Source organism: Streptomyces sp. NPDC027185, from assembly GCF_055567035.1.
Genome location: NZ_JBVHRF010000005.1, coordinates 546,831 through 563,694 on the forward strand (window position 1 = coordinate 546,831; position 16,864 = coordinate 563,694).

Annotated in this window: 13 protein-coding genes; 10 read left to right on the forward strand and 3 right to left on the reverse strand. The window is 73.1% G+C overall.

Annotation, left to right across the window (positions count from 1 at the left end; translation table 11 throughout):
* Positions 1-2: 2 nt before the first annotated feature.
* Positions 3-1,685, reverse strand: coding sequence for a phenylacetic acid degradation protein PaaN (gene paaN / locus ACZ4M8_RS19730; RefSeq protein WP_467609030.1), 1,683 nt, complete (start codon positions 1,683-1,685; stop codon positions 3-5).
* 291 nt (positions 1,686-1,976) lie between these two features.
* On the opposite strand from paaN, the gene ACZ4M8_RS19735 reads away from it, so the two are divergent.
* Entirely contained in the window at positions 1,977-2,561 is a 585-nt protein-coding gene (locus tag ACZ4M8_RS19735) for a TetR/AcrR family transcriptional regulator (protein WP_467609032.1), read from the forward strand.
* A 56-nt stretch (positions 2,562-2,617) separates the two neighbouring features.
* On the opposite strand, the gene ACZ4M8_RS19740 is transcribed toward ACZ4M8_RS19735, so the two are convergent.
* Positions 2,618-3,154 (reverse strand): Lrp/AsnC family transcriptional regulator, encoded by a 537-nt coding sequence (locus tag ACZ4M8_RS19740; RefSeq protein WP_467609034.1) that lies wholly within the window; start codon positions 3,152-3,154, stop codon positions 2,618-2,620.
* A gap of 224 nt (positions 3,155-3,378) precedes the next feature.
* Between ACZ4M8_RS19740 and pdhA the strand changes: the two genes are divergently transcribed.
* From pdhA to ACZ4M8_RS19785, 9 genes are all read left to right on the forward strand, one after another.
* Positions 3,379-4,548: a pyruvate dehydrogenase (acetyl-transferring) E1 component subunit alpha gene (gene pdhA / locus ACZ4M8_RS19745; protein ID WP_467609036.1), complete on the forward strand. Its 1,170-nt coding sequence runs from the start codon at positions 3,379-3,381 to the stop codon at positions 4,546-4,548.
* Positions 4,545-5,576, forward strand: a complete 1,032-nt coding sequence (locus ACZ4M8_RS19750; protein WP_467609038.1) for an alpha-ketoacid dehydrogenase subunit beta — start codon at positions 4,545-4,547, stop codon at positions 5,574-5,576. Before pdhA ends, ACZ4M8_RS19750 begins: the two co-directional genes overlap by 4 nt.
* The gene (locus ACZ4M8_RS19755) at positions 5,576-6,952 is read left to right on the forward strand and encodes a dihydrolipoamide acetyltransferase family protein (protein WP_467609040.1); all 1,377 of its coding nucleotides are present in this window, start codon (positions 5,576-5,578) and stop codon (positions 6,950-6,952) included. Before ACZ4M8_RS19750 ends, ACZ4M8_RS19755 begins: the two co-directional genes overlap by 1 nt.
* A gap of 239 nt (positions 6,953-7,191) precedes the next feature.
* Positions 7,192-8,154, forward strand: a complete 963-nt coding sequence (locus ACZ4M8_RS19760; protein ID WP_467609042.1) for an NTP transferase domain-containing protein — start codon at positions 7,192-7,194, stop codon at positions 8,152-8,154.
* Positions 8,151-10,550 carry a molybdopterin molybdotransferase MoeA gene (locus tag ACZ4M8_RS19765; RefSeq protein ID WP_467609044.1) on the forward strand — a complete coding sequence of 800 codons (2,400 nt, stop codon included), beginning with the start codon at positions 8,151-8,153 and terminating at the stop codon, positions 10,548-10,550. The genes ACZ4M8_RS19760 and ACZ4M8_RS19765 overlap by 4 nt, the downstream gene beginning before the upstream one ends.
* Positions 10,547-11,689 (forward strand): potassium channel family protein, encoded by a 1,143-nt coding sequence (locus ACZ4M8_RS19770; protein WP_467609046.1) that lies wholly within the window; start codon positions 10,547-10,549, stop codon positions 11,687-11,689. Before ACZ4M8_RS19765 ends, ACZ4M8_RS19770 begins: the two co-directional genes overlap by 4 nt.
* 235 nt (positions 11,690-11,924) lie before the next feature.
* Positions 11,925-12,902: an NAD(P)H-quinone oxidoreductase gene (locus tag ACZ4M8_RS19775; RefSeq protein ID WP_467609048.1), complete on the forward strand. Its 978-nt coding sequence runs from the start codon at positions 11,925-11,927 to the stop codon at positions 12,900-12,902.
* 361 nt (positions 12,903-13,263) lie between these two features.
* Entirely contained in the window at positions 13,264-14,094 is an 831-nt protein-coding gene (locus tag ACZ4M8_RS19780; RefSeq protein ID WP_467609050.1) for a hypothetical protein, read from the forward strand.
* Positions 14,095-14,294: 200 nt separating this feature from the next.
* A complete protein-coding gene (locus ACZ4M8_RS19785; protein WP_467609052.1) occupies positions 14,295-14,855 on the forward strand; it encodes a bacterial proteasome activator family protein in 561 nt (186 codons plus the stop codon).
* A gap of 90 nt (positions 14,856-14,945) precedes the next feature.
* Here ACZ4M8_RS19785 and ACZ4M8_RS19790 read toward each other — a convergent pair whose 3' ends face one another.
* Positions 14,946-16,607 (reverse strand): Stk1 family PASTA domain-containing Ser/Thr kinase, encoded by a 1,662-nt coding sequence (locus ACZ4M8_RS19790; protein ID WP_467609054.1) that lies wholly within the window; start codon positions 16,605-16,607, stop codon positions 14,946-14,948.
* Between the last annotated feature and the right edge of the window lie 257 nt (positions 16,608-16,864).

Consider the following 16,864-nt stretch of genomic DNA (forward strand, 5'->3'; position numbering starts at 1 on the left):
CCTCACGCCGGGCGGCGTACCTCCACCATCCGGAAGCGGTTGGCGACGAAGGCGCCGTCGCACAGGGCGGCATTGGCGGACGGATTGCCGCCGGAGCCGTGGAAGTCGGAGAACGCGGCGGTCTGGTTCACATAGACCCCGCCGGTCAGGTTGAGCGACAGCTGGGCGCACTCGTCCAGGCAGACGTCCTCGATCTGCCGCTCCACCTCGGGCGAGGTGGTGTACGCGCCGACCGTCATGGCGCCCTGCTCGCGGATGGTGTCCCGCAGCAGCGCCACCGCGGCATCCACGGAGTCGACGGCCACCGCGAAGGAGACCGGGCCGAAGCACTCCGTCCGGCAGACCGCCGCGGACTCCGGCTTCGTACCGTCCAGCTTGATGATCGCCGGAGTGCGGACCGTCGCCCCGGGGAACTCCGGGTGAGACACCGACCGGGAGGCCAGCGCCACCTCGCCGAGTTCGGCCGCACCGTCGAGTCGCGCCTTGACCTGCGGGTTCACCAGCGCCCCCAGCAGGGCGTTGGCACGCGCGTCATCCCCGAGCAGCCCGCTGACCGCGCCCGCCAGATCCGTGACCACCTCGTCGTACGACTTGGGGCCGGCGTCCGTGGTGATGCCGCCCCGGGGGATGAGGAGGTTCTGCGGGGTGGTGCACATCTGGCCGCTGTAGAGGGAGAGCGAGAAGGCGAGGTTGCCGAGCATGCCCTTGTAGTCGTCGGTCGACTCGATGACGACGGTGTTGACCCCGGCCTTCTCGGTGTAGACCTGCGCCTGACGGGCGTTGGTCTCCAGCCAGTCGCCGAAGGCGGTCGAGCCGGTGTAGTCGATGATCCGGATCTCCGGCCGGACGGCCAGCGTCTTGGCCAGGCCCTCGCCGGGACGGTCCACCGCCAGGCACACCAGATCGGCGGGGAAACCGGCCTCGGCGAGCACCTCGCGGGCCACCCGCACCGTCAGCGCCAGCGGCAGCACCGCCCGCGGGTGCGGCTTGACCAGCACCGCGTTGCCGGTCGCCAGGGAGGCGAAGAGGCCCGGGTAGCCGTTCCAGGTGGGGAAGGTGTTGCAGCCGATCATGAGGGCCACCCCGCGCGGCGCGGCGGTGAACGCCTTGGTCAGCTCCAGCGGATCGCGCTTGCCCTGCGGCTTCGACCAGGGCGCCCGCTCCGGGACACGGGTCTGCTCGGCGTACGCGTACGCCACCGCCTCCAGACCGCGGTCCTGCGCGTGCGGCCCGCCGGCCTGGAGCGCCATCATGAACGCCTGCCCGCTGGTGTGCATCACGGCCTGGGCGAACTCATGGGTGCGGGCGCTGATCCGGGCCAGGATCTCCAGACAGACGGCCGCCCGCGCCTCGGGACCGGCGTCCCGCCAGACCGGCAGCGCGGCGCGCATCGCCGGCAGCAGCACGTCGGGGTCGGGATGCGGATAGGTGATGCCCAATTCGGGCCCGTACGGGGAGACCTCCTCGCCGACCCAGTCGTCGGTGCCGGGCTGGTCGAGGTCGAAGCGGGTGCCGCGTACCGCCTCGAAGGCGGCGAGGCCGTCCGTTGCCGCGCTCTCGCCGTACGCCTTGGGGTGCTCGGGGTGGGGCGACCAGTAGGCGCGGGTGCGGATCGTCTCCAGCGCCGTGTCGAGCGTCGGGCGGTGCTTCTCGATCAACTGCGCGGGGGTCATGTCGGCGGCCATCGGAGACCAACTCCTCGTCGAACCGGGCGGAGGGGAACAGGAGAGCGGAGCGCAAAAGCTGGCAACGGAGTTAGGGTAACCGAACGATCGGTCGGGGCAAGAGGGTCCGGTGGACCGGTGGAAAACCCGGCCGGAAGTGCCCCGCGTACGGTGCTGTCGCGCGGTGTCGCGAGGCGCCCGCGTCGGCAACGTCCCAGCAGGTCCGGGTCATCCTGGATGTGCGTCGGGGATGTTCGGGACATCGTTCGGGCGCCCTGCGGACGGGGTGCGCGGGGTGCTGTAATCGTCTTCATGAGCAAGCGCGACGCCTATACGCCCGATTCGCTGCTCGCGGTCGCCGTTGAGGTGTTCATCGAGCGCGGGTACGACGGCACCTCCATGGAGCACCTCTCCCGGGCGGCCGGAATCTCCAAGTCCTCGATCTACCACCACGTACGGAGCAAGGAAGAGCTGCTGCGGCGGGCGATAAGCCGCGCGCTGGACGGGCTCTTCGGCGTCCTGGAGGAGCCAGGCGCGACCGGCGGCCGGGCGATCGAGCGTCTGGAGTACGTCACCCGCCGCGTCACCGAGGTCCTGCTGGACGAGCTGCCCTACGTGACGCTGCTGCTGCGGGTGCGGGGCAACACCGACACCGAGCGGTGGGCCATGGAGCGCCGCCGCGAGTTCGACCACCGGGTCGCCGCACTGCTGGAGCAGGCCGCCGACGACGGTGACCTCCGCCCGGACGTGGACATCCCGCTGGCGACCAGACTGCTTTTCGGCATGATCAACTCCATCGTGGAGTGGTACCGCCCGGGGCGTGGCGGTATCGCCGGCCGGGACGAGGTCGCCGAGGCCGTCGTCCGGACGGCCTTCGCCGGCCTGCGCACCGCCTGACGGGCGGGGCCGTGAGCCCGTACCTCCGCCGGGAGCCCCCGTGGCCGCCGGCCGCCTCACCGTGGCTGCGGTCCCAGCCCCGTCTCCTCGAAGACCAGCAGTGTGCGGGTGCTCAGTACCTCCGGCATCGCCTGGATACGGGTCAGCACCAGTTCCCGCAGCTCCCGGTTGTCCTTGGTGTGCACCAGCAGCAGTACGTCGAAATCGCCGCTGACCAGTGCGATGTGGGAGGCGCCGGGGAGCGCGGTGAGCTGTTCGCGAACCGTGCGCCAGGAATTCTGGACGATCTTCAACGTGATGTAGGCGGAGGCCCCCTGACCTGCCCGTTCCTGATCCACCTGGGCGCTGAACCCGCGGATCACACCGTCGTCGAGCAGCCGGTTGATGCGTGCGTACGCGTTGGCGCGCGAGACGTGCACATGCTCCGCCACGGAGCGAATCGAGGCCCGCCCGTCGGTCTGGAGCATGCGCAGGATCGACCGGTCGATGGTGTCCAGCGGACGGGCCGGAGGCACCGCCGGGCCGGGTGTCCGGGGCGGTGGCGCCGCTCCCGGTGGCGTTCCGCCGGGATGGGCCATCTGTTCCTCCGGCATAGGGTCCTGCCTCCCCTTCTTGGACGCCCTGACTTCATCTGAAGCTGTGGAGAACCGTTTGTCCACAGGCCGGGCCCGCCTGTAGCCAAAATGCATCGGCGACCGAACAATCGGTAGGGAAGGGCTGACCGCCCCGACCCTCTTCATCCTGCCCATCCGTCGCCCGCCCCCATCCCACGAGGCGCACCGCGCCACCCCTTCGATCCCCGGAGAAGGTGCTCGTCATGACGGTCCTTGAGCAGCCCGGCAGCAGCAGGCGCAAGAGTGACCTGCCCGGCCCGCCCCCCGCCTGGCACCCCCGCGTCGACCCGGCGCCGCTCCTGCCCGACGCGGAACCCCATCGGGTGCTCGGCACGGACGCCGCCCGGCAGCTCGACGCCGAACTCCTGAAGCGGCTCTACGTCCAGCTCGTCCGCGGCCGCCGGTACAACACGCAGGCCACGGCCCTCACCCGCCAGGGCCGCCTCGCGGTCTACCCGTCGTCCACCGGCCAGGAGGCGTGCCAGGTGGCCGCCGCCCTCGCCCTCCAGGAGCGGGACTGGCTCTTCCCCAGCTACCGCGACACCCTCGCCGCCGTCGCCCGCGGTCTCGATCCCGCCGAGGCGCTGACCTTGCTGCGCGGCGACTGGCACACGGGCTACGACCCCCGTTCCTGCCGTATCGCCCCGCTCTGCACCCCGCTCGCCACCCAGCTCCCGCACGCCGTGGGGCTGGCGCACGCCGCCCGTCTGAAGGGGGACGACGTGGTCGCGCTCGCCCTGGTCGGCGACGGCGGCACCAGCGAGGGCGACTTCCACGAGGCGTTGAACTTCGCCGCTGTCTGGCAGGCACCGGTCGTCTTCCTGGTGCAGAACAACGGCTTCGCGATCTCCGTCCCGCTGGCCAAGCAGACCGCCGCGCCCTCCCTGGCGCACAAGGCCGTCGGGTACGGCATGCCGGGCCGCCTGGTGGACGGCAATGACGCCCCCGCGGTGCACGGCGTGCTCACCGAGGCCGTGCGCCGGGCCCGGGAGGGCGGCGGCCCCACCCTCGTCGAGGCCGTCACCTACCGCGTCGAGGCGCACACCAACGCCGACGACGCCACCCGTTACCGCACCGCCGACGAGGTCGAGGCGTGGCGCGCGCACGACCCGATAGCCCTGATGGAGCGCGAGCTACGGGAGCGTGGCCTGCTCACCGACGAGTTCGCCGCCGCGACGCGGGAGGGCGCCGAGGAGATGGCGGCCGCCCTGCGCGAGCGGATGCACCAGGACCCGGCACTCGACCCGGACGATCTGTTCGCCCATGTCTACGCCGAACCCACCACCCAACTGCGCCAGCAGGCCGGCCAGTTGCACGCCGAGCTGGCCGCGGAGGCCACCACCGACGAGCCCGCCCAGGAGGCCCGGCCATGACCCCGACCGCCGCCACCGCGCGCAAGCCCGCCACCATGGCCCAGGCGCTCACCCGCGCGCTGCGCGACGCCCTGGCCGAGGACCCGTCCGTCCATGTGATGGGTGAGGACGTCGGCACCCTCGGCGGCGTCTTCCGCGTCACCGACGGGCTCGCCGCCGAATTCGGCGACGACCGCTGCACGGACACCCCGCTCGCCGAGGCGGGCATCCTCGGCACGGCCGTCGGCATGGCCATGTACGGACTGCGGCCGGTCGTCGAGATGCAGTTCGACGCCTTCGCCTACCCGGCGTTCGAGCAGCTCTTCAGCCATGTCGCCAAGATGCGCAACCGCACCCGCGGCGCCGTCCCGATGCCGCTGACGATCCGTATCCCCTACGGCGGCGGCATCGGCGGCGTCGAGCACCACAGCGACGCCTCCGAGGCGTACTACCTGGCGACTCCGGGGCTCCAGGTGGTCACGCCCGCCACGGTCGAGGACGCGTACGGACTGCTGCGCGCCGCCATCGCCTCGGACGATCCGGTCGTCTTCCTCGAACCGAAGCGGCTGTACTGGTCCAAGGCCGACTGGTCGCCCGAGGCGCCCGCCGAGGTGGCGCCCCTGGGGCGCGCCGCGGTGCGCCGCCGGGGCACGGACGCCACGCTGATCACGTACGGGCCGTCGCTGCCGGTCTGCCTGGAGGCGGCCGAGGCGGCGCGGGCCGAGGGGTGGGATCTGGAGGTCGTCGATCTGCGGTCGCTCATGCCGTTCGACGACGAGACGGTCTGCGCGTCGGTGCGGCGCACCGGACGGGCCGTGGTCGTCCACGAATCGAGCGGTTTCGGCGGGCCGGGCGGGGAGATCGCGGCGCGGATCACGGAGCGCTGTTTCCACCATCTGGAGGCGCCGGTCCTGCGGGTGGCGGGATTCGACATTCCCTATCCGCCGCCGATGCTGGAAAGGCATCATCTCCCGGGAGTGGACCGCGTTCTCGACACCGTCGCCCGCCTCCAGTGGGAGTCGGACTGGACCGAAGGGAGGGGCGAGTGATGGCTGTGGTCCGTGAATTCACCCTGCCCGACCTGGGGGAGGGCCTCACCGAGGCCACCATCGTGCAGTGGATGGTCGAGGTCGGTGAGGTGGTCTCCGTCGATCAGCCGGTCGTCGAGGTCGAGACGGCCAAGGCGATGGTCGAGGTGCCCTGCCCGTACGGCGGTGTGGTCACCGCGCGCTTCGGGGAGGAGGGCACCGACCTCCCCGTCGGGGCGCCGCTGATCACCGTCGCGGTCGGCGCGGCCACGCCCTCGGAGACACCCGCGGAGGCGACCCCCGGCACCGCCCCGCCGGCTTCCGCGCCGGAAACCGTTCCGGCGGAGACCGCCGAGGGCTCGGGGAACGTCCTGGTCGGCTACGGCACGAGCGCCGCGGTCGCGCGCCGGCGGCGGGTCCGGCCCGGCGGCGGAGGCGGCGCGGCGGACGTGCCCGGCGACCGACCGGAGCCCGTCGCCCCCGGGGAGCCCGAGGAATCCGCCTCGCCCCGTACGGTCGCGGTCATCTCCCCTCTGGTACGCCGGATGGCCCGGGAACACGGGCTGGATCTGGCCACGCTGCACGGCACCGGCCGGGACGGACTCATCCTGCGGACGGATGTCGAACGCGCGGTCCGGGAGCGGCAGGCCACCACCGGGAGCGCCCCGGCCGCCGGGAGCGTCCCCGCCACCGGCCGGACACGGGCCGAGGGCGAGCGGATCCCGCTGCGGGGGATGCGCGGGGCGGCGGCCGAGAAGTTCACCCGCAGCCGCCGGGAGATCCCCGACGCCACCTGCTGGGTCGACGCGGACGCCACCGAACTCCTCGCCGCCCGCCGGGCGATGAACACCCCCGGCTCCCCCAAGGTGTCGCTGCTGGCGCTGCTCGCCCGTATCTGCACGGCGGCGCTCGCCCGCTTCCCTGAGCTGAACGCCACCATCGATACCGAGACCCAGGAGATCGTCCGGCTGCCCGAGGTCCATCTGGGCTTCGCCGCGCAGACCGACCGAGGGCTGGTGGTCCCGGTGGTGCGGGACGCCCACACCCGTACGGTCGAGGGCCTGTCCGCGGAGATCGCCCGGCTCACCGAGAGCGCGCGCTCCGGCGGTCTGTCGCTCGCCGACCTCACTCGCGGCACCTTCACCCTCAACAACTACGGCGTCTTCGGCGTGGACGGCTCCACGCCGATCATCAACCACCCCGAGGCCGCGATGCTCGGCGTGGGCCGGATAGCGCCCAAACCCTGGGTGCACGACGGTGAGCTGGCGGTACGCCAGGTCGTCCAGTTGTCGTTCACCTTCGATCACCGGGTGTGCGACGGCGGCACGTCCGGCGGCTTCCTGCGCTACGTCGCCGACTGCGTGGAGCAGCCCGCGCTGCTGCTGCGGGGGCTGTGAGCCGACGCTCCGGGAGCCGGGCGGTGACGCTGCGACTCCCGGGGCGGTGAGCTGGTCGGATGAGCGGGTGGGGCGTGTCCGGTGCGCTTCTCGGCAGGTGCGCTCGGGCACGGTCTGCCGGGTGTGCAGCCGGTTCGTCGCCGGAGCGCCCGGTGCGGCCCGTACGCGCCGTGCGGTGGAGCGGGCGAGGTCCGGCCGGCGGGCGGTGTGAGCGGCGTGAACCCGGCGATACTCAAGTGGTGAGCGACACGCGACGGCCGCCCGGGGACACCGGGGTACGCCGGCCCCTCCCCGCCCATGACGCCCTCGTACTGGCCGGGGGCGCGGCCCGGCGGCTCGGCGGCGCGGACAAACCCGCGCTCTCCGTCGGTGGCCGCTCACTGCTCGACCGGGTACTGGCCGCCTGCCCCGACGCGGCGACGACCGTCGTCGTCGGTCCTCCACGGCCCACCGCCCGCGCGGTGGTGCCCGCCCTGGAGGATCCGCCGGGCGGCGGCCCGCTGGCCGCTCTGGACGCGGGGCTGCGGCACACCACCGCCCCGACGGTGCTGGTCCTCGCCGCCGACCTGCCTTTTCTGACGCCGGCGACGGTGCGCGCGCTGCTGACGGCGGCGACCGGCACGCCTCCGGACGGCGCGCCCCGCGTGGACGGTGCGGTGCTGCGCGATGCCGAGGGGCGTGATCAGCCACTGGTGGCGGCGTACCGACGGGCTTCGCTGCGAAGGGAGTTGGCGGCGTTGCGGACGGCGCACGGTTCGCTGTCCGGCCTGCCGCTGCGCGCGGTGACGGCCGCTCTGACGCTGGAACGCGTCGAGGACAGGACGGCATCGGCCTCCTTCGACTGCGACACCTGGGAGGACGTCGGCGCGGCCCGCGCCCGGATCAGGGAGCATGGAGGCGTGTTGGACGAATGGATCACCGCAGTCAAGGCCGAACTGGGCATCGAGCTGGATGTCGACACCAAGACGCTGCTGGACCTCGCCCGTGACGCGGCGCACGGAGTGGCCCGCCCGGCAGCACCGCTGACGACGTTTCTGATCGGGTACGCGGCGGGCCGTCAGGAGGTCGGCGACGTGGCGGAGGTGTCCCGGAGAATCGGCGCGCTGGCCGACCGCTGGGCGGCGGAACACGCTTCCGACGACGACGTCTCGGGTGGCGCGCCCGGTGACGCGGGGCGCCCCGACCCGAAGTCCGCCCCGTGACCGAGGGCGATTTCGACGACGCCTTCGCGGACGCCCTCGCCGTCGCCAACGGCGACCGGCACCCGCACGCGGAGGGCCGGGAGCCGTCCGCCCCGGAACCCGGCGTCCCGGCGGGACCGTCCGTACCGCTCGCCGGCGGGCAGGGACCGGACCCGTCAGCGGCTCCGACGGGGGGCGGGGCCGCGAACACGTTTCCGGACCCGGCCGCTTCGTCCCCGGCCGCGCCCTCGCCCTCGGACCTGGATCTTCTCGCCCGGCTGGTGGGGGAAGCGGCGACGCCGGGGCGGGGGACGGTGCCGGAGCACGGCCCGCTGGGAGCGCACGGCTCGGGCGCGCCCGAACCGTCGGAGTGCGGGGCGACCGCTTCCCGCGCGGTGGCCGGAGTGACGGCCGCCGGGCACAGCGGCGCCGGACCTCTGGACTCCTGGGCCCCGGTACTCGGGCCGAGGGCATCCGGGACGGCACGCCCCACCCGGACGGTGGATTACGGGACGGTGGAGGGCTCCGGCATGTCCGGGTCCGGGCCGGTGGGTGCCGAGGGTTCCGGTACGGCGGCCGGTGGCGCGGCGCTGGGCGGCGCCCCGGTCCCTGCGGGAGAGGGCCCGGCCGCCTCCGGCTCGGGACAGGACGGCGGTACGCCCGGTGGCGCGGCGGCCGTCGCACCGGACGGTGGTGCCACGGGAAACACCTCCGGCGCCGTACCCCCGGAGCTGGGGAAGGGCCCGGCCCTCGGCGACGCAGGCCCCGACGCCGGGGCTCCGGGGCCCGGCCCCGCCGGTGACGCCCGCCCCGGGAGCCCCGGCGACACGCGCTCCGGCGAGGTCACCGGGAACTCCGAGGACGCCACCGGAGACGCCGTCCCGGAGAGCGACGCGAACGCCTCGGCGCAGCCCGGTGCTCCTCGTACCTCCGGCGGCTGCTCCACGTCCGACGACCGGCGGGCTTCCGCCGTCCGCCCCACCTCCGGCGAAGGGCGCGAACCTGGTGGCCGTCCCGCGTCCGGATCCGCCGGTCACGGTGCGTCCGGTGGTCACTCCGCCCCGGGGCGCCTTCGGCGGGCCACCCCGGTCGCCTGGCCGGTCGCGCGGGAGCGGGCGGCACGGGCGGCCGACGGGCCCCGGGCGCCGGAAACGCTGGCAGGGGAGGAAGCGCTGGGGCGGACGCTGGCGGAGCCGCTCACCGCCCTGACCGACCTGCCCCCGTTCGACACCTCGGCCATGGACGGCTGGGCGGTCTCCGGCCCCGGCCCTTGGGACCTCGACCGCGTGGCCGGGGCCGACAGCACCGACCTTGGCATCCTCGCCGGCCACGCCGCCACGACGCTGTCGGACGGGCACGCCGTCGCCATCGCGACCGGGGCGCGGGTGCCGGACGGTGCCACCGCGGTGCTGCGCAGTGAACACGGCGAGATCCACGAGCGCAGCGACGGGCGGCGACGGCTCGCCGCGCCGCGGGCCGTCCCGCTCGGCCAGGACATCCGCCCCCGAGGTCAGGAGTGCGGCGCGGGTGAACCGCTGCTGCCCGCCGGTGTGCCCGTGACGCCCGCCGTTCTCGGGCTGGCCGCGGCCGCCGGGTACGACCGGCTGGTGGTCCACCCGCGGCCCCGCGTCGAGGTGCTGGTCCTGGGCGACGAACTGCTCCAGGAGGGGCTGCCTCGGGAAGGCCGCATCCGCGACGCCCTCGGGCCGATGCTCGGACCATGGCTGCGGTCCCTGGGCGTCGACGTCACCGGCACCCGGCCGCTCGGCGACGATGCCGACGCCCTCCACACGGCGCTCACCGGCTCCACCGCCGACGTCGTCCTCACCACCGGCGGCACCGCGTCGGGCCCCGTCGACCACGTCCACCCGGCCCTGCGCCGGATCGGTGCGGAAGTGCTGGTCGACGGTGTGGCGGTCCGCCCGGGGCACCCCATGCTGCTGGCCAGGATCGCCCCGGACCGGTACCTCGTGGGCCTGCCCGGCAACCCGCTCGCCGCGGTCTCCGGGCTGCTGACCCTGGCCGAACCGCTGCTGCGGACCCTCACCGCCCGGTCGCCCGCCGCACTGTCCCGGACCCCGCTGAGCGCGGCGGTGGCCGGGCACCCGCACGACACCCGGCTCGTCCCGGTCGCCTACCGCGACGACGCCCGGCACGGCCGTGTCGCGACACCGCTGCCGTTCCACGGGCCGGCCATGCTGCGCGGTATCGCCGCCGCCGACGCGCTGGTCGTCGTCCCGCCCGGCGGCGCCGGCCGGGGCGATCTGGTCGGCGTGCTGGATCTGCCCTGGCCCACGGGGAGCGTGGCGGGTGGCCCCGAGGACGGCGGACCGCCGTACGGGCCCGGATCCCACCCCGGCGACGGCCGTCCCGTACGCTCCACCTTTTCCGCACCCCCGACCGGAGGCGCCGCGTGAAGCTTCCCTCCCACGACGCCGCGGCGCGTGAGGTCCCCGAGGACAACTCCCGCCGGGTCCTCCTCCCGCGCCGGACACCCGTGGAGCCGATCCGGCAGGTCGCCAGACGGATCCTGATGGCGCTGCTCGTGCTGGTCGCGACGGTCTTCATCGTCTGGATAGACCGCGACGAGTACCACGACAACGCGAACGGCACGGTCGATCTCCTCGACTGCGTCTACTACGCCACCGTCACGCTCTCCACCACCGGCTACGGCGACATCGTTCCGTACGGCGACAGCGCACGGCTGCTGAACATCGTGCTCATCACGCCACTTCGGGTGCTCTTCCTGATCATCCTGGTCGGCACCACACTGGAAGTGCTGACGGAACGCACCCGTGAGCAGTGGCAATTGAAACGCTGGAGAAAAACCTTGCGTGACCACACCGTCATCGTCGGATTCGGCACCAAGGGCCGGTCCGCCGTCCAGACCCTCTGTGCCACCGGGCTGACCCGTGAACGCATCGTCATCGTCGACCCGAGCCCGAAGGTGATCGACTCCGCCGTTGCCGAAGGGTTCGTCGGGGTGGTCGGCGACGCCACCCGCAGCGATGTGCTCGTCCGTGCGGAGATCCAGCGTGCGCACCAGGTGGTCATCGCCACCCAGCGCGACGACACCGCCGTGCTCGTCTCCCTGACCGCGCGGCAGCTGAACAAGAAGGCCAATATCGTCGCCGCGGTGCGGGAGGAGGAGAACGCCCCGCTGCTGCGGCAGTCCGGTGCCGACTCCGTGATCACCTCGGCCAGCGCCGCCGGCCGGTTGCTGGGACTCTCCGTTCACAGCCCCAGCGCCGGAACGGTTATGGAAGACCTCATCCAGCAGGGCAGTGGGCTCGATCTCGTCGAGCGCCCGGTCGTGAAGTCCGAGGTCGGCAAGTCCGTGCGGGAGACCGAGGACCTGGTTGTCTCCGTACTGCGCGGCCACCGGCTCCTCGGCTACGACGACCCGGCGGCCAGCCCGCTGCAGTCGGCCGACCGGCTGATCACGATCGTCCGCGCCGCCCCCGTCGAGGAGGGCGATCTGTCGGGCAAGTCCCGTACGGCCAAGCCGCCGCTGCCGGGTTCCGGGGTCTCCTCGATGCGCCGCGTGGACGACTGACCACCCTGCCCGCCTCGGGTCTCACCGTCCGCTCCGCGATCCGGCTCGTTTCACGTGAAACGAGCCGTTTCACGTGAAACACCAGAGGCCAACACCTCATCAACTCCCTTGTCCGGAGCCCTGTTTCACGTGAAACAGGGAGCGAGATGCATGGTGCGTTACCCCTTCGGGGGCCGTACCGGCATCGGCGGTGTGCCTGTCGCTGCGGGCGGCCCCGGCGAGTAGCCTCGCGGCCATGCGAGCGATCACCATTCCTGAACCCGGTGGCCCCGACGCCCTCGTCTGGGCGGAGGTGCCCGATCCGCAGCCCGCCGAGGGCGAGGTCCTGATCGACGTCGCGGCGAGCGCCGTCAACCGCGCCGATCTGCTGCAACGCCAGGGCTTCTACGACCCGCCGCCCGGCTCCTCTCCCTACCCCGGGCTGGAATGCGCGGGCCGGATCGCGGCCCTCGGCCCCGGGGTGCACGGCTGGGCGGTCGGCGATGAGGTCTGCGCGCTGCTGGCCGGCGGTGGTTACGCGGAGAAGGTGGCGGTCCCGGCCGGGCAGGTCCTGCCCGTGCCGGACGGCCTCGACGTGGTGACGGCCGCCGCGCTGCCCGAGGTCGCCTGCACCGTGTGGTCGAACGTCTTCATGATCGCCCACCTGCGCCCCGGTGAGACGCTTCTGGTGCACGGCGGCTCCAGCGGTATCGGCACGATGGCGATCCAGCTCGCCAAGGCGGTCGGTGCCCGCGTCGCGGTCACCGCGGGCAGCGCCGAAAAGCTGGCGCGCTGCGCGGAGTTGGGCGCGGATGTGCTCATCGACTACCACGAGCAGGACTTCGTGACGGAGGTCCGTGAGGCCACCGGCGGCAGGGGCGCCGATGTCATCCTCGACATCGTCGGCGCGAAGTACCTGGAACGGAACGTGAAAGCGCTGGCCGTCAACGGCCGCCTCGCCATCATCGGGATGCAGGGCGGGGTGAAGGCGGAGCTGAACATCGGCGCGCTGCTGGCCAAGCGCGCCGCGATCACCGCCGCCGGACTGCGCGCCCGCCCGCTGCAGGAGAAGGCCGCGATCGTGGCGGCGGTGCGCGAACACGTCTGGCCACTGATCGGCAACGGCCAGGTCCGCCCGGTCGTCGACCGCACCCTCCCGATGGCGGACGCCCCCGAGGCACACCGCGTGGTCGACGCGAGCAGTCACATCGGCAAGGTCATCCTGACGGTCTGAGCGAGACGAGCACCAGGTGGTGGCGGGGAGCCGAAGCCTGGCCCCTCCGACCGGCCCGGCCCGCGGCGCCCGGCAACGCGTACGAGGACGCGTTGCCGGGCGCCGGAGCTTCGGGGCGGGCAGGTCTCATGACCGGCTGCCCGGCCACCGCCCATCGGCGCTGCGCCGCGTCCTCCCGCCTGCTCGGGCCCCTCCGTCAACGACCGGCGGAAAGAAAGCCGGTCCGGCTCTCTCCTGACGGCCCCCTCGAACCCGTACAGCCCTGCCTCTCCCCCGCATAGACCACCCGAGATGCCGGAAATGTTGCGTCATGTGACGCTGAGTAGGTCACACGGCGGCTCGGCACGGGAGGGGCACATCCGTGGCTCGATTCCCTACGCGTATCCCCATCGGCCTGCTGGTGGTCACGGCGGCGTTGCCCTTCTCCCTGGCGCTCGGTACGGCAACGGCCCATGCGGTCGCCCCCGTGCCCCTGGGGCCGGGCACCCTCCGCGCTGCCCGGCCTCCCGCGACCGATGTACCTGACACCCCGGGCTCGGGCCCTTCCGCCCCCCGGGGCCCGCAGGGCGAGGAACCGGGCCTTCTCGACCTCACCGAGATCCTCGGAACCCTCGGTGCCGACGGCATTCCGACCGCCGCCGCGCTACCCGGCAAGGACACACCGTCCGACGACTGGCTCCCGCCGCACCGCCCGGCCGAGGACACGGCCGGACCGCCGCGACCGCACGTACCGCCCCACGCGCCGCCGTCCGCCCCGCAGCGGCCGACCGCCCCGGTGCCACCCACGCCCGCCCCGCGCCCCCCGGCCCCGCACGTCACCCACCCCACACCGCACCGCTCCCCGGCCGGCGACCGGCCCACCGAGGCCGCGTCCCCGTCGCACCGGGCCACCCCGTCGCACCACCACACCGCGCACCGGCACCCGGCGGGCCCGCCGCACAGCCCCGCGCGGGTGCCCGCGGCCGTTCCGCATGTGGTCCGCGCGGCGGAACCCTCCGCGCCTGCCCCGGCGGTCCGGGAGACGGACGACCGCCAGCCGCCGGATGCTCAGGCCGAACCGCCGGCCACCGACGACTCGTATCCCTTCGCCGGTACGGGCACCCACGCCGAGCGGGTGCTCCCGATGGGTGCCGGGATGGCGCTCACCGGCCTGGGACTGGCCTTCCTCGCCCTCCGGCTGCGGCGCGGTTGAGCCGGCGCCCGGACCGGTACGCCGTTTCACGTGAAACACCGGCCGGCGGCCCTCCGCAAGGCGCCGGTCCCGCTCCGCCGACCCGCCGCCGGCGGAGCCGTTCGGCGCCCTTCCACCCTCCGGTGCACCGGCCCCGGCCCGTGGTGGCGGGCCGGTGGGGTCACCGCCTCCGGCGTACCCGTGTACGAGAGAATGGCGGTATGGATATGCCGATGAACGAACGGTCGCAGGAGAACCAGCACGTCCTGGTAGTCGGCCCGGACGGCATGGCGCTGGGCAGCGCCGCCGCCGGAGGCGGCGAGGGTGACGGGGAGTCCCGGGAGACTCCGGTGACGGACATGGTCGAGCAGCCCGCCAAGGTCATGCGGATCGGCAGCATGATCAAGCAGCTGCTGGAAGAGGTGAAGGCCGCGCCGCTCGACGAGGCGAGCCGGGTCCGCCTCAAGGAGATTCACGCCAGCTCGGTGAAGGAGCTGGAGGACGGGCTCGCGCCCGAGCTGGTCGAGGAGCTGGAACGGCTGTCCCTGCCGTTCACCGACGAGTCGGTGCCCACCGAATCGGAACTCCGGATCGCACAGGCCCAGCTGGTCGGCTGGCTGGAAGGGCTGTTCCACGGCATCCAGACCGCGCTCTTCGCACAGCAGATGGCCGCCCGCGCCCAGCTGGAGTCGATGCGGCGTGCCCTCCCGCCCGGCGTCACTCCTGCCGAGGAGGGCGAGCAGCCCGGCCACGGCGGCGCACGCTCCGGCCCCTACCTCTGACCTGCGGCGAACCGACCGGGAACGGCGAAGGGGGGCCGGGCACACGGAGTGTGTGCCCGGCCCCCCTTTCGCGTCTGCGTGGCGGGTGGATCAGTTGTTGCGGCCCGTCGAGACCGTGATCTCCAGGGGCTCGTCACCCTGCGGGTCCCAAGCGGTGAAGCTGCTCGGCGACTGCTTGGTGACGGTGTTCTTCCCCCAGAGCACCTCGTTCTGCTCCTTGATCGTGTACTTCCAGTGCGCCGCGTCCATGCACTTCTTCACCGATTCCAGGTTCCGGAACAGGAAGGAGGGGACGTAGATCTTCTGCTTCTCGCCGTAGGGGTGCGAGGCGTCGGTGCACCGGCTGGTCTCGACCGTCGCGGACTTGTCCTCGGGCCGGGTGCTCTCCTCGGGCGTGGAGTACGCCGACGTCGTCGGGTCGCTCGCGTTGTCCTTGTGGTCGCTGCCGCCGCCACCGGCGCTCAGCCCGATGCCGATCGCGATGGCGGTCACCACCACCACACCCACGATCGTCGCGACGATGACCACCGGGGTGTTGTTCTTGCGCGGCCGCGGTCCGCCGTTCGCGGGCGGCATCGTCGGCGCCACCGGCGGCGGGGTGAACGCCGCCGGGCCCGGCGCCGGCGTCGGGAACCCGCCCGCGTTGTACGGCGCGGGGCCGGGTGCCGGGGTCGGGAAGGCGTTGTTCACCGGCGGCGGCGTCGACGGTCCGTACCCGGCGGTCGGCATCGGCTGGTACGGCTGCTGCACGTTCGGCGGCGCCGGGGTGTGCGGGGAGCCGGTGGCGGACGGGAAGACCGCCGAGGAGACGGACGAACCGCTGGTGCGCGCCCGCGGGCCCTCGCTGATGATCAGCGGCGAACCGCCCGACTGCGCCGACCCGGCGATGCGCAGGCACTCGTCCTGCATCGCCTCGGCCGTCGGGAACCGCTCGTTGGGGTTCTTCTTGAGCGCTCGGGCGACCAGCGCGTCGACCGCCGGGGGCACCGACTGGTTGATGCTCGACGGCAGCGGCGGCTCCTCCTGCACATGCGCGTAGGCGATGGCCAGCGGGGAGTCCGCGTCGAACGGGAGCTGTCCGGTGAGCAGCTCGAAGAGCATGATGCCGACGGAGTAGAGGTCGGAGCGGGCGTCCACACCGCGGCCCAGCGCCTGCTCCGGCGAGAGGTACTGCGGGGTACCGACGACCATGCCGGTCTGTGTCATCGATGTCACACCGGACTGCATGGCGCGGGCGATGCCGAAGTCCATGACCTTGACGACGTTCCGCTTGGTCAGCATGACGTTGCCCGGCTTGATGTCCCGGTGGACCAGACCCATCTCATGGCTCGCCTCCAGCGCGGCGAGCACATCGGCGGTGATCTTCAGCGCCTTCTGTGTCGGCATCGCGCCGTGCTGGGCGATGTCGGCGTCCAGTTCCGAGCGGAGCGGCTGGCCGGAGACGTACTCCATGACGATGTACGGCACCATGCCGCCGTCGAGCTCGTCCTCGCCGGAGTCGAAGACCGAGACGATGTTGGTGTGCGTCAGCTTCGCGACGGACTGGGCCTCACGCCGGAAACGCTCGCGAAATGCCTGCTCACGGCCGAGTTCGCTGTGCAGGGTCTTGATCGCGACCTCACGGTCGAGGACGCTGTCGTAGGCGAGGTGGACGGCCGCCATACCGCCTTCGCCGAGAAGATCACGAAGCTGGTAACGTCCCCCGCCTACCGAACGGCCCTCGTACGGGCCCTGAGCGCCGTCCTGGCTCATCGTTCTGCTTCCCCCTCGGCGCAGTGCCCGCACGTATGGCGATCACATCTGTTGATTGCGCAGCCAAGTCTGCCCCAGGGCAGTGACACGTCAAGCTGTGTGCCCGTTCCGTGACAGTTGCGCCCGATGCCACCTGGGCGTCCTGAAGCGGGCGCCCGGTGGTCGACTTGCGGCGCGGGGCGGCCGGAAGGTTTGATGGCCGGTCCGCTCGGACCGGCGGGCGTTCCCGAGCCTGTAGCGTGCTCCGAAGGGGCAGG